The following is an 18,428-nucleotide window of genomic DNA, read 5'->3' as shown; positions in this document are numbered from 1 at the left end:
GGGCGCTGCTCCGGCGGGTCCGGCGGGCGCTGCTCCGGCGGCCAAGGTCCGGGACATCAGCGTGGGCACAGATGCGGCTTTTGCCCCGGCGGCTGCCTACCCGACGAGGCATCCGCTGCGCAATATTTCCGAGGTACGGCATTTCTTCCGCACGAACGATGTGCCGATCTTCTTCGTCGGGGCCACTTCGTTCAACCTGCTCGGCCTGGACCGGTGGGTCCGGAACTTCTCCTACATTTCCTACTACGACAGCTGGGACGGCGCGCACCCGCGGATGTTCTCGCCGACGCGCAAGGCCGCCGGGGAGTTCGAGAGTGGCGAGGCGATCAACAACTGGCTGCTGACCAATCCCGAGGTCCGGGCCTTTATGCGCCGGCGCACGCCCAAGGGCGTCAGGCCCAAGGTGGCCATGGTCTTCTTCGACGAGGAAACCGAGAGCATCTGCGCCGAACTCGGGTACGACCTCATCCTGCCGCCGGCAGCTCTGCGGGAGCATCTGGATTCGAAGATCGTGACCACCAAGCTCGGCAATGAAGCCGGCGCGCCGAGCGTGCCGAACGTGCTGACGGCAGTGGAGGACTGGGACGGCTTGCGCGCCGCCGCGGACCAGGCCGGGCTGGGCAATGAGCTGGTGGTGCAGACTCCCTACGGTGATTCGGGCAAGACCACGTTCTTCATCTCGTCGGAGTCGGACTGGGAAGAGCACAAGGACCAGATCATCGGACAGGATGCCAAGGTGATGCGGCGGATCAACAACCGCCCCGTGGCGGTGGAAGCCGTGCTCACCCGCTGTGGCACCGTCGTCGGGCCCTTTATGACTGAGCTGACCGGCTACGCCGAACTGACGCCGTACCGCGGGGGCTGGTGCGGCAACGAGATGCACTCCACGGTACTGGCCGGCGAGCAGCGCGAGCGCGCCCAGGATCTGGTGCGGCGGTTGGGCGACCGGCTCGGCCAGGAGGGCTACCGCGGCTTCTTCGAGGTCGACCTGCTGATCGACCTCGACACCGACGAGGTCTACCTCGGCGAGCTGAACCCGCGCATCAGCGGCGCTTCGGCCATCACCAACGTCACGGCCGGCGCCTACGCGGACGTGCCGCTGTTCCTGTTCCACCTGCTCGAGTTCATGGATGTGGAGTTCGAGCTGGACGTGGACGAGATCAACCAGCGCTGGGAAGAGCTGTGCACGGCGGATGTCTGGAGCCAGATGATCATCAAAGAGACGAATCCCGCCGTCGAACATATCGTCGCTTCACCCGCGACCGGGCAGTACGCCCTCGGTGACAACGGCGACCTGGTCTTCAGGCGCGCTGCGCTGGACTGGCACCAGCTGCAGGACGAAACCGAGGCGTTCTTCCTGCGGATCTACGGCCCGGGCGACTACCGCTGGAAGGGCGCGGATCTGGGCGTGCTGGTGACCAAGGGCCGGCTTCAGGTGGACGCGGCCAACGGCAGCACCGTGCTGAGCATCCGCGCCAAGCACTTGATCGACTCGCTGCGTGCGCAGTATGCCGGCATCCCGCTGCGGCCGGCCGATTACCCAAATCCGCCCCAAGAGGCAAAAATTCAATAATGGACTTGAGCGCACAGACAGGTGCACATGAAGCAGCGGCGGCCCCCGCGGATGGATTCCCCGGCGGCGTGGACCTGCAGAACTGGCAGACTTCGCCGCACCTCCGCTGGACCTTCCAGCACTTCGCCGAGTTCCTGCCGACGGCCCGCATCTCACGCGGCACCGGCCCGGTGGCGGAACTGCCGCCGGCCGGCGCCGCGGTCCGCGACCTGACGGTTGCACTGCCGGCGCTCGGCGGCCCGCGGACGGTCGGCCAGGTCATCGACGGCACGGACACGGACGGCTGGATCGTCACCCGGAACGGCGAAGTCCTCGCGGAGGAGTATTTCGCCGGGATGACTGCGGAGACCCCGCACCTGCTCATGTCCGTCAGCAAGTCGCTGGTGGCGATGGTGGCCGGGGCGCTCAGCCATGCGGGCAGCCTCGATGTCGAAGCGCCGGTCACCGCGTACGTCCCCGCGCTCGCCCGGTCCGGCTATGCCGGCGCCACGGTGCGGCACCTGCTGGACATGCGCTCGGGCATTGCCTTCTCCGAGAACTACCTTGATCCCAACGCGGAAGTACGGCTGCTGGAACAGGCGATCGGCTGGGCTCCGCGGTCCCGGCCGGACCTGCCGCGCACGATGTACGACTTCCTGCTCACCCTGGAACGCAAGTCCGCGCACGGCGGCGCGTTCGAGTACCGTTCCTGCGAGACGGATGTGCTCGGCTGGGTCTGCGAGGCAGCCGGAGCCAGCACTATGCCCGAGCTGATGTCGGAGTTGCTCTGGAGCAAACTCGGCGCACACGCAGATGCCACCATCGGCGTCGACTCCGTGGGCACCGGCATGTTCGACGGCGGGATCAACGCCACGCTGCGGGACATGGTCCGCTTCGGCTCGCTCATCCTGCGCGACGGAGCCAGCCTTACCGGCGAACAGGTGGTCCCGGCCGCGTGGATCCACGACACCCTGGCCGGCGGCCCCGACTCCCGCGAGGCGTTCGCCGCCAGCCCGGACGACAACCGGATGCCCGGCGGCATGTACCGCAACCAGTTCTGGTTCCCGTACCCGGGAAACGACGTCGTCCTCTGCCTCGGCATCCACGGCCAGATGATCTACATCAACCGGCCCGCCGGCATCGTTGCGGCCAAACTCTCCAGCTGGCCCTACCCGCAGGACGCGCACAAGATCTTCTCCACCGTGCAGGCCTTCGACGCCATCGCCGCGTCCCTCGCCTGAACCCTCCCGCCCGCTGAGGGGAAGTACGACGGCGGTGCTCCCCGGCGGCGTTCAGCTCGCGGGCGTACGGTGGAAGGGTGGAGGAGATCGTCGAGTTCCTGCTCGCCCGGATCGCCGAAGACGAAGCCAACGTCCGCTCCTGGGGCCAGGCCGCATCGGTGCCCGTGCTGGACCGCGCGCTCGCCGAGTGCGAGGCCAAGCGCCGCCTGATCAGCCGCGTCCAGTGGCTGGGGCGCCGGGGCAACGGGGACTCCGAGGTCCTCGCGCTGCTGCAGATCATGGCGCTGCCGTACGTCGGACACCCGGCGTACCGCGAGCGCTGGCGTCCGGCCGGCCGTCCCTAGCGCGTGAGAAGATCACCTACGTGACCGATCGCCTGATGCTCCTCGACACTGCGTCGCTGTATTTCCGTGCCTTCCACGGCGTGCCGGACTCCCTGAAGGCGCCCGACGGCACTCCGGTGAACGCCGTCCGCGGCCTCCTCGACATCATTGCCCGCCTCGTCACCGACTTCCAGCCCACCCAGCTCGTGGCGTGCTGGGACGACGACTGGCGCCCCGGCTGGCGGGTCGATCTGCTCCCGAGCTACAAGGCCCACCGGGTGGCGGAGGCCGTCCCGGGCGGTATCGATGTGGAGGAGACCCCGCCCGGCCTGGTCGCCCAGCTGCCGCTGATCCGCGAGGTCCTGGACGTGCTCGGGATCGCGGTGGTCGGCGCGCCGGAGCACGAGGCCGACGACGTCATCGGCAGCCTCGCGGCGCAGGCTGACCTCCCGGTCGACGTCGTCACCGGGGACCGCGACCTGTTCCAGCTCGTTGATGATTCCCGCAACGTGCGGGTCATCTACACCGCACGCGGCATGAGCAAGCTGGAGACGGTGACCGATGCGACCGTCGTCGGCAAGTACGGCGTGCTGCCGGTGCAGTACGCCGACTACGCCGTGCTGCGCGGCGACGCCTCCGACGGACTGCCCGGCGTCTCCGGGATCGGCGAGAAGACGGCAGCCAAGCTCCTGCAGGAATTCGTCGACCTCGACGGGATTATTGCTGCAGCCGGGGATCATACGACGGCGATGGGAGCTCCCATGCGGGCGAAGATTTCCGCTGCGGCGGACTACCTCGCTGCGGCTCCGCGGGTCGTCAATGTGGTCCGCGACCTCAGCTTCGGCGGCTTCGACGCAAGCCTTCGTCCGCTCGACGCCGGACGGCTCAGCCGCATGGACGGCCTGAAGACCGAGCACAACCTGGGCGGGTCGGTGCAGCGGGTGCTCAAGGCGCTCGGCAACGATCCGCAGGCCGCAGGTTCCTGAGCGCCTGCGCTACGACGCTTCCGCCACAAGTCAAGGGTGCCGGGCCGCATTCGCCGCGTCCTGCTCCAATTGCAATGCTGAATTCGGGTTATACCTTTCAGCCGGCATGCTCCCGGTCCTACACTGACGGCGTCCGGACCGTTCCCGGCCAAGCCATCACCGGGCTTCCCCGCCGGGCCGTACCGTGCCGACTTGGAGGATCACCATGCCGTCCCGCCCGCTACGCAGGATTTCCACCGCAACCCTTGGCATCGCCGTCGTACTAGGTTCCCTGCTGGCCGCGCCTGCCGCTGCCCAGGAGGATCCGCCGGGCCCGGCGAACAACCGCGGCACGCCCGCTCCCGCAGGCAGGAACGGGGCCACGACCGGTTCGTCGTGAAATTCCGCGACACGGCGCAGATCAAAAGCGGCGGCCGGGCCAAGGCGTACGGGCAGGCCGCCAAGGAGCTCGGCGTGTCCGTGAAGGAGGTGCGGACCACCGCTGGCGGCGCCCGGGTGCTCGCAACGGACGAGGAACTCAGCGCCGCCGAGAGCCAGGAACTGGTCCGCGGGCTGCAGTCGCAGCGGGCAGTCGAGTACGCGGAGCCGGATGTCCTCATGCGGCCGCTGGCCACGTCCAACGACACGTTCTACGAGCTGCAATGGGACCTGCACGAGGAGCGGGCCGGCATCCGCGTCCCGGCCGCGTGGGACTCCAGCACGGGCGGCGGGGCGATCGTGGCAGTGGTCGATACCGGCATCACGCAGCACACCGACCTGATGCCGAACGTGCTGCCCGGGTACGACATGATGTCGGACCCGGCCCGGGCCCGCGACGGGAACGGCCGGGATCCGAACCCGCAGGATGAGGGCGACTGGTACGACGACGCCGAATGCGGCTTCACGACGGCGTCCGCGCTCTCTTCCTGGCACGGCACGCACGTCGCCGGCACGGTGGCGGCGGTCGGCAACAACGGCCAGGGCGTCACCGGCGTGGCCCCCGGCGCCAAGATCCTCCCCATCCGCGCGCTCGGGGCATGCGGTGGCTACATGTCGGACATCTCCGACGGCATCACATGGGCCACCGGCGGAGCCGTGCCGGGCCTGCCGGCCAACAGCAATCCCGCGGACGTGGTCAACCTCAGCGTGGGCGGTCCGGGCTACTGTTCCACGACCATGCAACGGGCCATCAACGACGGCGTGGGCCGCGGCGCGGCCATGGTCGTGGCGGCCGGCAATGAGAACCAGTCGGCAGGCAACAGCAGCCCGGCCAACTGCCAGAACGTCATCACCGTGGCGGCCAGCGACCGGCAGGGCAACCGGGCCCCGTATTCCAATTACGGCAGTGCCGTGGATGTGACGGCGCCGGGCGGCTCCATGGAGATCGAAGTCAGCGGCGGCATCGCCTCGACGTACAACACCGGAAGCACGGTGCCGGACCAGGAGACGTATGCCTACTCGGTGGGCACATCCATGGCGGCGCCGCACGTAGCGGGCCTCGCGGCACTGATGCTGTCCACCAATGAGCAGCTCACCCCGCAGCAGGTCGAGGAGCAGCTGAAGAATTCCGCGCGGCCGCTGCCCGGCACGTGCACGGAAGGCTGCGGCGCCGGCCTCGTCGATGCCGCAGCGGCAGTGGCGGCCGTGCTCCCGGGACCGCGCCTACCCCCGCCCCGACGCCGACCCCGATTCCCGAACCGAGCCCGACGCCCACGCCCGCCCCTGAGCCGGACAACTCCTTCCTGACCGCCGCGGCGCAGGACCTGGACCTGGATTCGCACGCCGACCTGCTCTCCCGGCGCAGTGACGGCACCCTCTGGTTCCACTCCGGCAACGGTGCCGGAGGCTACGCCGCGGCCACGCAGATCGGCTCCGGCTGGGACATCTTCGACCAGCTGGCCGGTGCCGGCACTTTCGACGGCGACGGCTACCCGGACCTGCTGGCACGGCGCACCGACGGATCACTCTGGCTCTATCCGGGTGCCGAGGGTGCCGCCTACGCCCCTGCCGTCCAGCTGGCCGACAGCGGTTGGGACAGCTTCGACACCATTCTCGGGCCCGGCGACCTCGACGGTGACGGCGCCCATGACCTTCTCGCCCGGCAGCCCGACGGCAGCGTCTACCTCTACCCCGGCGACGGCACCGGCAACCTGGCCCCGCGCGTCCTGGTTGCCACGGGCTGGCAGGAGTTCGACCACCTCACGTCGGCCGGCGACTTCAGCGGCGACGGCAAGGCGGACGTCGTCGGCCGGAAGCCGGACGGCACGCTCTGGCTGCTGCGCAGCACCGGCTCGGAAGCGGACGGCGGCGGCCTCTTCGCCGAGGCCGAAATGATCGGAACCGGCGGCTGGCAGGCCTTCAGCAGCGTCCTCGCCGCCGGCGACAACAACGGGGACGGCAAGAACGACCTGGTCGCGGTCTATCCCGACAGGAGCCTCCGCTTCTATGCCGGCACGGCCTTCAGCGAGTCCGAAGGCTACCTCCGGGGCACGCGGACCGGCGATCCGGTCTGGGATGCCTACACGCTGATGGCCGCGCCCGGCGACTTCAACGGCGACGGCAAGGCGGACCTGCTGGCGACCAGGCCGGACGGCACCTTGGGCTTCGCTGCCGGTGACGGCGAGGGCAGCTACGGCAGCCGCATCTCCATCGGCACCGGCTGGCAGATCTACGACAAGCTCCTGGGCGCAGGAGATTACGACGGCGACGGGTCCAATGATCTGATTGCGCGCCAAAGGGACGGATCACTCTGGTTCTACGCCGGCACCGGCCGGATCGGCGGCGGCGATGAAGGCTACGAGCGCCGCGTCAAGATCGGGAACTCCGGCTGGGGACAATTCCTCCACCTCGAAGCTCCCGGAGACGTCAACCGGGACGGCAACAACGACCTGCTCGCGGTCGCCCGGGACGGCACCGTCTATCTCTATGCCGGCCCGGGCACCGGCACCTCCCACGGCCCCCGCGCTGTGGCGGGTTCCGGCTGGAACGCTTACACCGCCGTCGTTCCCGTGGGTGACTACGACGGTGGCGGCACCGGGGACATTGTGCTGCGCAAGCCGGATGGCTCGCTGTGGCTGCGCACCGGCCTGGCATCGTTCTCGGACGGCTGGTTCTCGCAGGAACGCAGGATCGGGTCCGGCGGCTGGAACGGCTTCAACCGGATCCTCGGCCCGGGCGACTTCAACTCCGATGCCAAGGTGGACATGTTCGCGACCCGGCCGGACGGCACCGCCTTCTTCTACGCCGGCACCCGGTTCAGCAGGCCTGAGGCCGTGGAACCGGGAGTGCCCGCCGGGAACCTGTAAGAGGCGCCCGGCAGCGCCCAGGGCTCCGGCGCGTCAGACGACGGCCAGCGCCTTGTCCAGGAAGCTGCCGATCAGGTTGCCGGCGCTGACGTAGTCGACCGAGTCCACGCCGGGAATCCGGGCGGCCGGGCGGTGGCCGAGGGACCGGCTCTTGACGTGCTCGTTCAGGCAAAGCAGGGCCGACAGGAGCTCGGCCAGGTCGGCTTCGTCCGAGGAGGTCTGGCGCAGCAGCCTGGAGTAGGCGGCCTGCAGCGCCTCGCCCGGATTGCAGCCAAGGTCGCGCCGGAGGCTGATGCGGTAGCGGTCGTAGGCCTGCAGCGCTTCGGTGTAGCGTCCGCTCTGCTCAAGGCTGCCAACCAGAACCGTCCAGGCGCGCTCGTTCAAGGGCTCCGAGGCGACGGCGCGCTGGGCCCAGTGCACGGCGTCGTCGTGCTTGCCCAAGGCCGCGGCGGCTTCGGCGGCCCGGATCCGGCAGTCCACCACCAGGGCCTCATGCCGGTGCCGGGCTTCCTCGGCCCACTCCACGGTGAGCTCGTCGCTGAGCAGCGGGGCCGTTGCCATGTCCAGGAGCTTGAGCAGCTGGGCGTAGGCCTCGGCCGGCTTGGCTCCATCCACCTTTCCGGCCAGCCGCTCGAACCGGTCCAGGTCCACGTGGACCAGCCGCGGGTCGAGGAAGTAGCAGCCGTTTTCGGTGCGCAGCGGCCCGGTCTTGGCCTGGCCCGGCTGGATGTGCTTGCGGATGACGCTGACGTAGCTTTCCAGGGTGGCCCGCGCGGTGGCCGGCGGATGCCCGCCCCAGAGCAGCTCGATCATCCGGTCGCGGGAGACGGCTATGCCCGGCTGCAGGGCCAGGATCTCCAGGACCTGGCGGGCCTTCGGGCTGCCAAGGGTCGCCGCGGTCATCGTTTCGCCGGTCCGCTCTACGCGCAGGCTGCCGATGAGACGGATGGAAATGGACACAGCCGGACTGGATTCTGTTTTCATAATCGCCCCTACCCCCAACGTGGCCCGGCGGCGTCAACTGCCGCCGGTGGATTAATAATCGGGCCGGTCAGGGTTCCCCGCCAGCCCACTCTGGGGCGGACCCAGCACCCTCAATTCCGGGGGGTCCGCCCTCCCCCAAACCGGTTCTGACCTGCACAAACTTTTTCCAAGGCGCTTGGGCGAAAGTATCTCCCAGACCGCAAAGGTCCACACGGGTCCCGGCGCTCCCCCCAACCGCCGGGACCCACACGTGTGTTTTCCAAAGTTTTTTTCAAGTGCCCGGGTGAGCATTGGCGACATGTCAGCACTACAGCTTGAACATGGGGAATCCGCTCCGGCGCCCGCGCGTGCTTCCCGGAGGCGCCGTCCCATCGCCATTCCGCTGGGCCTGGTGTGCCTGCTCGGAATCGCGTTCGGCTACCTGTTCCTCACGGCGGAGGTGAAGCCCAGCGCTCCGATGGGCGCCTCCGTTGACGTACCGGGTGGTTCGGCCAGCATCACCGGCCTGGTTCCGCTCGAAATTGATGGGTGGCAGCCGCCGTCTGAGGTGGCTGCGCTCGCTGGGGAGCCGCAGGAGGGTGCGCACCGTGTGCGCATCCAGGTGCAGTTCACGGCCTTGGACGAGGCCGGCCTGCCCCTGGATCCTGCCGGCTTCTTCATTGACGGCCTGGGCTCGGGGAAGCCCCATCCGCTCTGGACCTCGTCCTCATCCATGACGTTGGACCAGGGGGAAACCGTCAATACCACCATGGTGTTCGAGCTTCCGGACAAGGCTGTCGCCTTGGTCCTGGAGGACTCCTCCGGCAGCCGGCTTTCGCTGGGCACCGAGCACCATTCCGGGTAGCAATCCGGAAAACAACGACGGCGGGAGCAACGTTGGGGTGCCTCCGTGCCGTCGGTCAGCAACAAAGTCATCATTGGGAGGTGACTCGACATGTCAGTTTCACGACGCCGGCTCCTGCAGTGGGGAGGCCTGGGAGTAGTCGGGGCGGGGCTGGTGACCGTTCCTATTTCCACCGTGTCGGCCAAATCGGCCAGCCAGCTCAGTTCGCGCGATATGCCGCGGCCGTTCAGGGCGGCGTTCAAACGCCCGCCCCGGCTCAAGCCGGACTCGGTGAGCCAGGATTCCGATGGTTCCACCGTCAACCACTACACCGTAGCCATGCGGCAGGCCTCGGCGCAGATCCTGCCGACCAAGAAGACCAGCATCCTCGGCTACGACGGCACGTTTCCCGGCCCGACCATCGAACTGGACCAGGGCACGAAGGCGGTGGTGCACATGCGCAACCGGCTGCCGAAGAACCACCCGCAGTGGAACAAGCATCTGCTGGCCACCTCCACGCACCTGCACGGCTCGGCCACCCTGCCGCAGTACGACGGCTACGCCAACGACGTAACGCTGCCCGGCTTCTACAAGGACTACCACTATCCGAACTTCCAGCCGGCCAGGACCATCTGGTACCACGACCACGGGGTGCACTTCACGGCACAGAACGTCTACTCCGGGCTCGCCGGGATGTACATCATCCATGACCCGGTGGAGAAGGAACTGCTGCCGCAGGGCGAGTTCGACGTGCCGCTGGTGGTCAGCGACGCAATGTTCGCCGCGGACGGCTCGCTCGCCTATGACGACCGGGAGCACTCCGGGCTGTGGGGCGACGTCATCCTGGTCAACGGAGTGCCGTGGCCGGTGATGAAGGTCCAGCCGCGGGTCTACCGCTTCCGGATCCTCAATGCCTCCATCTCCCGGTCCTACCGGTTCTCGCTCAGCTCGGGCCAGCCCCTGCACGTGGTCGGGACCGACGGCGGCCTGATGCCGGCCACCCAGCCGGTGCCCAACTACCGCCACGGGATGGCCGAGCGGTATGAGGTGCTGATCGACTTCAGCAAGTACAAGCCCGGCACGCGGGTGGAGCTGCGCAACCTCTCCAACGGCAACAACCGCGACTACGACTTCACCGGAAAGGTGATGGCGTTCGATGTCGTGGCCGCCCCTGCCGGCATGAAGGACGATCCGAAGTGGAACCACATCCCGACCACGCTGGTGGACTCCGAGGTCATGCACTTGACCCGGGACGACCGGGAGGACAAACGCTACTTCCGGGTCGAGAAGGACGGCCTGGTGGAGCCGTGGACCATCAATGGCGTGATCTGGGAAGACGTGATTGCCAGCAATTTCAAGCTGGCGCACGCTGACCCCAAGAAGGACGCCGTGGAGGTCTGGGAGTTCGAGAACAAGTCCGGCGGCTGGTTCCACCCCATCCACATCCACCTGGTCGACTTCCGGGTGCTCAGCCGCAACGGCAAGGCCCCGTACGCCTGGGAGCGCGGGCCCAAGGACGTGGTCTATGTCGGCGAGAACGAGAAGGTGGAACTCGTCATGCGCTTCGGTCCGCACGAGGGCCGCTACATGGTGCACTGCCACAACCTGCCGCACGAGGACCACTCGATGATGTTCCAGTTCCGGGTGGGTTTGGGCGAAAACGACCCGGATCCCTGCGATCCGATCAACGCCGCCCCGGCCGTGTTCGACATCGAACCGGACTGAGGCAGTGAAAGCCGGCCCCGGACTGCGGCGAGCGCGCCGCAGTCCGGCCCACCGGACCGATGCCATGCCGCAAGGCGTTTCCGGTCCTCCCCGGAAACGGAAGGTGCCCGCGGTGGCGGGCGCCGCCGTCGTACTTGCCCTGCTGCTGGGCCTGCGCGCCTGGGTGGCGGAGCCGGTCGCGGTGGACTCCGACAGCATGGCCCCGACCCTGCCGCCGGGCAGCGTGGCCTTCGTGCTCAAGCCCGCGCCGGCCTGGTTCGGCGTGCACCGCGGGGACCTGGTGGTGCTCGAGTCGCCGCTCGACGGCTCGACCATCATCAAGCGCGTGGTGGCCCTCGGCGGACAGACCGTGGCGGTGGACGACGCCATCCTGCTCGTCGACGGCATCGCCCCGCCGGAGCCGTACGTGGACCACAGCACCATCGACGGCACGCATTTCATCCCGACCAAGGTCCCGCCCGGCGAGGTCTTCGTCATGGGTGACAACCGCGAGCGCTCCATCGATTCGCGGGATTTCGGTTCCGTGCCGCTGGAGGACATCCGCGGCATCGTGATCCGGCCGTGAATAAAGAATTTTTCAAGAAGCACAGGCAAGTCTCTTGGCAGGCCGGCACCGCCATCCATCGGAGCCGGCAATGGGGGGAAAGTCAGCAGTTCAGGTTCGGCACTGCCGGCCGGGGCATCCACCAGGCGGAGACTCAGGATCCGCCTTCCGTCTCGAAGGACAGAACCATGCAAACCCAATCAGCACAACAGCAGCCGCGCAGGCAGCGGAGGTCGCGCGGCGCCCTCGTCGCCCTGACGGCCGCAGGCCTGGTTGCCGGCGGAACGTCGGCCGTGGTGGCCGCCAATCCGCCCACAGGTCCGGGCAACATCGAAATTTTCACCAAGCGCGACATGGTGGCCATCGAAGGCTATACGGCGCAGGCCGGACAGACCGCCGACATTACGGTCAAACGCGGCGGCAGCGTCATCGGCATGGCCAGCGGCACCGTCGACTCCACCGGCTTCCTCGAGGTCAACCACCCCGGCGGCGTTTGCTGGGATCTGGTGACGCCGAATATCCAGGGCGGCGACGAAGTCAACGTCCAGTTCACCGACGGCAGCAGCGACGGCGCCATCGCCGGCAGTGCCGTGATCACTTCCGTCGAGAAGGTGGACATGCCCGCTACCGAGGCCGCGGGCGATGTCGAGGGTCAAGTCGTTATCGAGGGCACCTACGGCGCGGATGTCGATCCGGCCCGGATGGAAGTCGAGATCGTCAACCCCGATATGCGGGATATGGGGATCGGCGAGCGCGCCATCGGCTGGCCCTCGGACGACGCTCCGACCACCTATGCGATCGACGGCACCGCGGCCGACGGCAAGTTCTCCGTCACCTATGGCTTCTTCTCCGCGGCCGAGCGGGATGCTGCCTTCGCCGGCGATCCGGCGGTCGCCAGCTGGCAGGCCGATGCCGTCGGTGTCGAGATGCAGCTGGGCCTGACCATTTCCGAGTTCAAGGAAATCGATGGACCCGGCTTCGGCGGCTGCCCCGCCGGACCCACTGGCCAGGCCGCAAACCCGCCCACCAACGTCTTTGCCAAGGCGGACGGCAGCGGCAACATCACCGCCACCTGGGATTACGGGACTGTCCCTGCGGATGCCCCGGCCATGACCGGCTACAAGCTCATCGCCAAGGACACCGTGCTCAACCAAGAGATCAGCGCCACTGTCGGCGCGGACGCCACCACCGCTACCCTGCGGGGACTGGTGAACGGCCAGGAGTACCCGGTTGAGGTCGTCGCCCTGAACGGCCAAGCCAGCACTCCGGCATCTGCCGGGACGGTGATGGTCAGCGACGCCGCTCCGAGCGCACCGGCTGCACCGGCTGAAGCCGGCGGCGTAAGTGTCAAGGACGGCGCAATGGCCGGCACGGCGGAGGTCACGTGGACCGCCGCGGCTGCAAACGGTTCAGCCGTCACCGGCTACCGGGTCGACGCCATGGCCGCCGATGGCACTGTCGCGGCTAAAGCTGACGCCGCAGCCGGGGACACTTCCGCCACACTCGCGGGCCTGACCGGGGGCACCGAGTACGGCTTCGTCGTCACCGCCATCAGCGGCGCGGGCGAAACCGCGGCACCCGCTGTCCAGTACACCCTCGGCTCTCCGGCACTGACCGCACCGACCGCGCCGAACGTCGTCCGCGTCGTTCCCGGCAACGGCACGGCCAACGTCGAATGGCAGTCCTCCACTGCCGGCAACACCCCGATCACCGGCTACCGCCTCACGGCAACTCCGGGGACCGGCGAAGCCGTCAAGGTCGACGCAGCAGCCGACGCCACCAGCGCCACCCTCAGCGGACTGACCAACGGCACCACGTACACCCTGGGCCTCGTCGCGACCAGCGCCGCAGGCGACAGTGCCCCGGCATCCTTCGGTTCCAATGCCTCCGTCACGCTGACGCCGAACGACCAGATCACCGGCACCGCGCAGTATCGCACCGATGACAGTGAATGGCGGGTCAGCGGCAGCGCGAGCATCACCACTGGCAATAGCATCACGCTCAGGAACGCCGACGGCATCCAGATCGGCCAGCCGGTCACTGTAGCCGCTGATGGAACCTGGACCTACCGGGGCCGCAACTCGGGCGCTCCCTACACGGCAACCGTCACGGCCACTTCCTCAGCCGGAGGCGAAGCCACGATTAACGTCACCCGCCGCCGTTGATGCAGGCGTAGCCAACCAAGCGGCATCCCAGGACTGCCCGCCCGTCATCCAGATGGGCGGGCGGTCCGCTGCCGCGCCGGCCCTTCGACTCGGGTCGGGAGTGCGCAGCCTCCCGACGCATTTCCGCCGCTCAACCCCGCGCCTCCCGAAACGGTTGGCCTTTAGTGGCTGGATTCAGCCCGGTTTCGACGCTGAATCCAGCCATTAAAGGCCAATCGATGAGGACGGCCGCCTGAGCCAGCACAGCGGAGCCAAGATTACGACGGCGGCGCGCGGGTTACATCGGCGCACCCTCTTTGTCTGCCGCGCACGTTAGGGTTTTGACCAAGCACAACGTTGTGCGGTGTACCTCAGGGGGAAGAATGCTGCTGGAAATTGTTCAGGACATTGGCCGCAGGAAGGCCATCGGCTATGTCCGGAAATACTTCGAGACCACGGGGACCGGGAGGCCGCGGTACACCGGTTCCCAGTTTGAGACGTTCGCTGGCGGCGGCGATGCCCACGGCCGTGAGAACATCATTACTGCCGAGGACCTGCTGGCGGTCTCCTGCCTAGCCGTCCACGTCCGTGCCCAGGCTTCCATCGCGCTGCTCGGCCCGCTGGCGGACACCGTGAGCCAGTACCTTGCAGACCTCCCAAGCGACGTGGCTTTGGGCGATCTGTCCGAAAGCGAGTTCGAGAAACTGCTCGGCAGGACCGGTCCCGCCCAGGAGCTGTGGGACTTGCTCCGCCAGAAGGGCGGCATCCGCTGGCACATCGGGGAAACCACCGCCACCAAAATCCTCGCCCGCAAGCGTCCGCATCTCTTTCCGATCGTCGACCACGTCGTCCGCAGCCGGACCGGCGTCAAGCGGGATTTCTGGCGCACCTGGTACCAGGAGCTGCACAGCAACAACGGCGAAGCCTCACCGCTGACCAGCTGGCTGGAGGACGTGCGGACCAAGGCCGGCCAGCCGGATTTGTCCCTGCTGCGCGTCCTGGACATCGTGCTCTGGATGGACGGCACCCACGAAGGCAAGTCCGCCCCCAGCGAATCGGTCGACTAACGGCTCAGGCCAGTGACCCAACGTGAGTGGCGCGAAGAGGCCGGGGTCCGGCACGGAACCGGCCTCTTCGAACCAGACGACGGAAAGCGCAGCGACTGACCCTAGATCGCTTTGCCGGGGTTGAGGATCCCCTGCGGATCCAGCGCGCGGCGAATGGCATGCTGGACCTCGAGCGAGACGTCGCCGAGTTCCTCGCGCAGCCAGTCGCGCTTGAGCAGGCCGACGCCGTGCTCGCCGGTCAGCGTTCCGCCCAGGCGCTGCGCCAAGTGGAACATCTCGCCGAGGGCCGCCTTCGCGGGGCCTTCGGTCACCGATTCCTCCGGCTTGACCACGAGCATCGGGTGCAGGTTCCCGTCCGCGGCGTGGGCGATCGTGTAGATCCGCACGCCGGTGCGCTCCGAGATTTCGTGCAGCCCGGTCACTGCCTCGGCGAGCCGCCCGCGCGGCACCCCGATGTCGCCGATCGACACCCGTCCCAGCTGCTCCAGCGAGGGAATCGCCGCGCGCCGCGCCGCCAGCAGGGCCTCGGTCTCGGCCTCATCGTCCGGGCGCAGCACCTCGGAGGCAAAGGGTTCGACGGCGTTGGCCAGCACGTCCATTTCCAGGTGCGCCCCGAACCCGTCGGTTTGCGCGAGCAGGAACGCCCCGCCACGCCGCCGGAAGTCCGTGCCCAGGGCCAGGTCGATCGCCTCCAGCGTCGGCCCGTCCACCAGTTCCAGCAGGGACGGCTGGATCCGCGCGGCAATCACGGCCGACGCTGCCGCGGCGGCAGCCGCCACGTCCGGGAAGAACGCAGCGGCCGTCGCCGTCGTTATTGGGGCCGGACGCAACCGCAGCGTTGCCTCCACGACTATGCCCAAAGTGCCTTCGGAGCCGATCATCAGCGCGTTCAGGTCGTACCCGGTGACGCCCTTGATGGTGCCGCGCCCGGTCCGCAGCTCGCGCCCGTCCGCCAGCACCACCCGCAGCCCGAGCACCGATTCGCGCGTCACGCCGTACTTCGCGCACCGCATCCCGCCGGCGTTCGTCGCGATGTTCCCGCCGATCGAGCAGATCGCGGTGCTGGCCGGATCCGGCGCATAGAACAGCCCGTGCGCGCCTGCCGCCGCGTTGAGTTCGGCGTTCAGCACGCCGGGTTCGACGACGGCAATCTGCTCCACGGGGTCAAGGTCCAGGATGCGGTTCATCCGGGAAAGGTCCAGCACCACCTCGCCCGCACAGGCCGAGGACGCCGCCGCCAGCCCGGTTCCCGCGCCGCGCGGCACCAGCGGCACGCCATGCACGGCCGCCAGCTTCACCGCCTGCACCACGTCGTCGACGGACTCGGCGAACACCACGCCATCCGGCAGCGACGCCGGCACGAACCCGGAGCGGTCGGTCGCCACCGCAGCGCGGTCCGCCCGGTCGGTCGAGGCGGACCGGACCGCGCCCAGCAGAGCCGCGGACGCGCCGAGAACCTCCGGTGCAGCATGAGTACCCATGAAACTCCTTCGTTTCCCCTGGCAACTGCTGCCGATGCTACTGCAGGACCGGCGCACGGACTACGGCAGCGGCAGGAAAATAAACGGCTCCGCGCGTTGACGCCGGCTGCGGCGAGGCCCATACTTTTTGCACCGGAAGGTCTTTGGGGGGCGCAAAGACGCGGATGATCCTTCACGGAAGCGGGTGCAGGATGGGCTGCCGCCGTCGTATCGCCATACTTCTCTCCGTTGCCGCGCTGGTTGTCAGCGCGCACGTCCTGTCCCCGCCTGCCTCTGCCGCTCCGGCCTACGACATACGGCGGGGGCCGAACCACTCCGAACGCGTTGTGCTGACCTTCGATGACTGCCCGCGCTCGTTGGACTCCTTCGAATCGGTGGTGGAGTACGCCTACGAGGAGAACATCGGCCTGGTGCTCGCCCTCACGGGGAAGTGCATCACCGAGTTCCTCGACGAGGAAGACGAGGACCTTGTGCGGCTGGCCAGGCAGCACGGCCAGTACGTCATCAACCACAGCATCAACCATCGGGACCTGAGGCAGTTCACGTGCGCGCAGGTGGCAGCTGAACTGCGGGCGCCGGGCGTCGTGACGAACTTCGGCCGGCCGCCGCATGGCGGGATCAACAAGGCGGTCCGTTGCGGCTACGAGCGCGTGAAGATGCGCCCGTGGCTGTGGAACTTCAGCACCCGGGACTGGACCGGCAAATCCCGCTCCGAGGTGGTCGACTCGGTGGTGGCCAACAGCCGCAAGGGTGCCACCGTGCTGATGCACATGCAGTGGCGGGGCTTCGATCCCCGGGCGCTGGACCGGATGAAAGAGGGCTTGGAGGACCGGGGCCTGCGGCTCTGCCGCGCCTACGGGGGAGCCACGGGCGGCATCAGGACCAGCCCCACGATGCTGCCGCAGCGGCTGCCCTGCTGACCGGCAACTGTCCGGCGCCCAAATGGGAGGAGGACGACGGCGGAACGTGGGTTCCGCCGTCGTCCTCCCTTGTGTTCCGCTTCCGGAACGGGTGCGTCAGTAGCTGATGACCTGCGGCTGGCCCAGGTGCTTCAGGCCTTCGGCGCCGAATTCCAGGCCGTAGCCGGAGCCCTTGGCCCCGCCGAACGGAACCCGCGGGTCCACCGCGCCGTGCTTGTTGATCCAGACCGTGCCGGCCTCGATCCGGGCGGCCACCTCGCGGGCCTTGGCCGGATCCGCGGACCAGACCGAGGCGCCCAGGCCGACATCCAGGCCGTTGGCCATCTCCACGACCTCGTCCAGGCTGGAGTACTTGACGATCGGCAGGGCCGGGCCGAACTGCTCCTGGGCCACGAGCGGGTTGTCGTTGTCGATGTCGGCCACCAGGGTCGTCGGGTAGAAGTAGCCCGGCTGCCCCGCCTCGGGGTCCCCGCCGGTCAGCACGCGGGCGCCGGCATCCTTCGCGGCCTGCACCAGGTTGGCGACGATGTCGAACTGCGCCTTGTTCTGCAGCGGGCCCAGCACGTTCTGCTCGTCCAGGCCCACGCCCATCGGCATCTGCTTGGCCACGTCGACCAGCGCCTCGCAGACCTGGTCGTAGATGTCCTCGTGCACGTAGAGCCGCTTGAGCGCCGCGCAGGTCTGGCCGGTGTTGATGAACGCGCCCCAGAACAGGCCCTCGGCGATCGCCTGCGGATCCGCATCGGGCAGCACGATCCCGGCGTCGTTGCCGCCCAGTTCCAGGGTCAGCCGCTTCACCGTGTCCGCCGAGGAGCGGATGATCGCCTTGCCCGTGGCGGTGGAGCCCGTGAACATGACCTTGTCGATCTCCGGGTGGGATGCCAGCGCCTCGCCGACCTCGCGGCCGCCGGAAACCACGTGCAGCACATCGGCCGGCAGCACCTGGTTGATCACCTTCGCCAGCGCCAGCACGCTCAGCGGCGTGTACTCGGACGGCTTCATGACCACGGTGTTGCCCATGCGCAGGGCCGGGGCCAGCTGCCAGACCGAGATCATCATCGGCCAGTTCCACGGGCCGATGGCGCCGACCACGCCCAGCGGACGGTAATGCAGCTCGGCGCGGCCGCCCTCGTCGTCGACCAGCACCTCCGGCTCCAGCTCAAACGACGCCGTTGCGCGCAGCCAAGCGGCGCAGGCCCCGACCTCGAACCGCGCGTTCGGCCCGTTCAGCGGCTTGCCCTGCTCGCGCGAGAGCAGCTCCGCGAGCGCTTCGGCCGAGGCTTCCACCGCATCCGCGGCCCGGTTCAGGTAGGCGCTGCGCTCGGCATGGCCCAGGCGGCCCCAGGCTGGCTGG

General features: G+C 68.4%; 16 protein-coding genes. 13 read left to right on the top strand and 3 right to left on the bottom strand.

The genetic code is table 11. From position 1 onward, the window contains the following. The 7 genes from D477_RS15260 to D477_RS21905 all read left to right on the top strand — a co-directional run. A partial coding sequence (locus D477_RS15260; RefSeq protein ID WP_005271295.1) for a biotin carboxylase occupies positions 1-1,573 on the top strand: 1,573 nt, incomplete at its 5' end. After that, entirely contained in the window at positions 1,573-2,793 is a 1,221-nt protein-coding gene (locus D477_RS15255) for a serine hydrolase (RefSeq protein WP_052510806.1), read from the top strand. The genes D477_RS15260 and D477_RS15255, both read left to right, overlap by 1 nt. A gap of 77 nt (positions 2,794-2,870) precedes the next feature. Then, positions 2,871-3,137 (top strand): DUF6221 family protein, encoded by a 267-nt coding sequence (locus tag D477_RS15250; RefSeq protein WP_005271290.1) that lies wholly within the window; start codon positions 2,871-2,873, stop codon positions 3,135-3,137. 20 nt (positions 3,138-3,157) lie between these two features. Continuing rightward, entirely contained in the window at positions 3,158-4,102 is a 945-nt protein-coding gene (locus D477_RS15245; RefSeq protein ID WP_005271288.1) for a 5'-3' exonuclease, read from the top strand. A gap of 205 nt (positions 4,103-4,307) precedes the next feature. Further along, positions 4,308-4,481 carry a hypothetical protein gene (locus tag D477_RS22770; protein WP_190273578.1) on the top strand — a complete coding sequence of 58 codons (174 nt, stop codon included), beginning with the start codon at positions 4,308-4,310 and terminating at the stop codon, positions 4,479-4,481. Further along, a complete protein-coding gene (locus tag D477_RS23365; protein ID WP_005271284.1) occupies positions 4,478-5,827 on the top strand; it encodes a S8 family peptidase in 1,350 nt (449 codons plus the stop codon). Before D477_RS22770 ends, D477_RS23365 begins: the two co-directional genes overlap by 4 nt. Then, positions 5,770-7,386 carry an FG-GAP-like repeat-containing protein gene (locus tag D477_RS21905; protein WP_237740802.1) on the top strand — a complete coding sequence of 539 codons (1,617 nt, stop codon included), beginning with the start codon at positions 5,770-5,772 and terminating at the stop codon, positions 7,384-7,386. The genes D477_RS23365 and D477_RS21905 overlap by 58 nt, the downstream gene beginning before the upstream one ends. A gap of 33 nt (positions 7,387-7,419) precedes the next feature. Here D477_RS21905 and D477_RS15230 read toward each other — a convergent pair whose 3' ends face one another. Beyond that, complete coding sequence (locus tag D477_RS15230) at positions 7,420-8,346, bottom strand: AfsR/SARP family transcriptional regulator (RefSeq protein WP_005271279.1); 927 nt, start codon at positions 8,344-8,346, stop codon at positions 7,420-7,422. A 322-nt stretch (positions 8,347-8,668) separates the two neighbouring features. Here D477_RS15230 and D477_RS15225 point away from each other — a divergent pair, with 322 nt between their 5' ends. From D477_RS15225 to D477_RS15205, 5 genes are all read left to right on the top strand, one after another. Continuing rightward, positions 8,669-9,214 carry a hypothetical protein gene (locus D477_RS15225; RefSeq protein ID WP_005271277.1) on the top strand — a complete coding sequence of 182 codons (546 nt, stop codon included), beginning with the start codon at positions 8,669-8,671 and terminating at the stop codon, positions 9,212-9,214. Positions 9,215-9,304: 90 nt separating this feature from the next. Next, positions 9,305-10,918, top strand: a complete 1,614-nt coding sequence (locus D477_RS15220) for a multicopper oxidase family protein (RefSeq protein WP_043847212.1) — start codon at positions 9,305-9,307, stop codon at positions 10,916-10,918. 112 nt (positions 10,919-11,030) lie between these two features. After that, positions 11,031-11,483, top strand: a complete 453-nt coding sequence (gene lepB, locus D477_RS15215) for a signal peptidase I (protein ID WP_005271259.1) — start codon at positions 11,031-11,033, stop codon at positions 11,481-11,483. Between the two features lie 167 nt (positions 11,484-11,650). Continuing rightward, a complete protein-coding gene (locus tag D477_RS15210; RefSeq protein ID WP_005271257.1) occupies positions 11,651-13,627 on the top strand; it encodes a fibronectin type III domain-containing protein in 1,977 nt (658 codons plus the stop codon). Positions 13,628-13,989: 362 nt separating this feature from the next. After that, positions 13,990-14,673 (top strand): DUF6308 family protein, encoded by a 684-nt coding sequence (locus tag D477_RS15205; RefSeq protein ID WP_005271254.1) that lies wholly within the window; start codon positions 13,990-13,992, stop codon positions 14,671-14,673. 101 nt (positions 14,674-14,774) lie between these two features. Here D477_RS15205 and D477_RS15200 read toward each other — a convergent pair whose 3' ends face one another. Continuing rightward, positions 14,775-16,154, bottom strand: coding sequence for an FAD-binding oxidoreductase (locus tag D477_RS15200; protein ID WP_005271250.1), 1,380 nt, complete (start codon positions 16,152-16,154; stop codon positions 14,775-14,777). A 191-nt stretch (positions 16,155-16,345) separates the two neighbouring features. Here D477_RS15200 and D477_RS15195 point away from each other — a divergent pair, with 191 nt between their 5' ends. Beyond that, positions 16,346-17,074, top strand: a complete 729-nt coding sequence (locus D477_RS15195; RefSeq protein WP_005271247.1) for a polysaccharide deacetylase family protein — start codon at positions 16,346-16,348, stop codon at positions 17,072-17,074. Between the two features lie 96 nt (positions 17,075-17,170). Here D477_RS15195 and D477_RS15190 read toward each other — a convergent pair. Further along, positions 17,171-18,428 (bottom strand): aldehyde dehydrogenase family protein (locus D477_RS15190; RefSeq protein ID WP_005271243.1); only part of this gene is annotated, 1,258 nt, incomplete at its 5' end.

It is taken from the genome of Arthrobacter crystallopoietes BAB-32, from assembly GCF_000328305.2.
In the GTDB taxonomy this organism is placed as follows: domain Bacteria; phylum Actinomycetota; class Actinomycetes; order Actinomycetales; family Micrococcaceae; genus Crystallibacter; species Crystallibacter crystallopoietes_A.
Note: the sequence above shows the minus strand (reverse complement) of the source record. Positions and strands in the feature narration are given on the sequence as shown.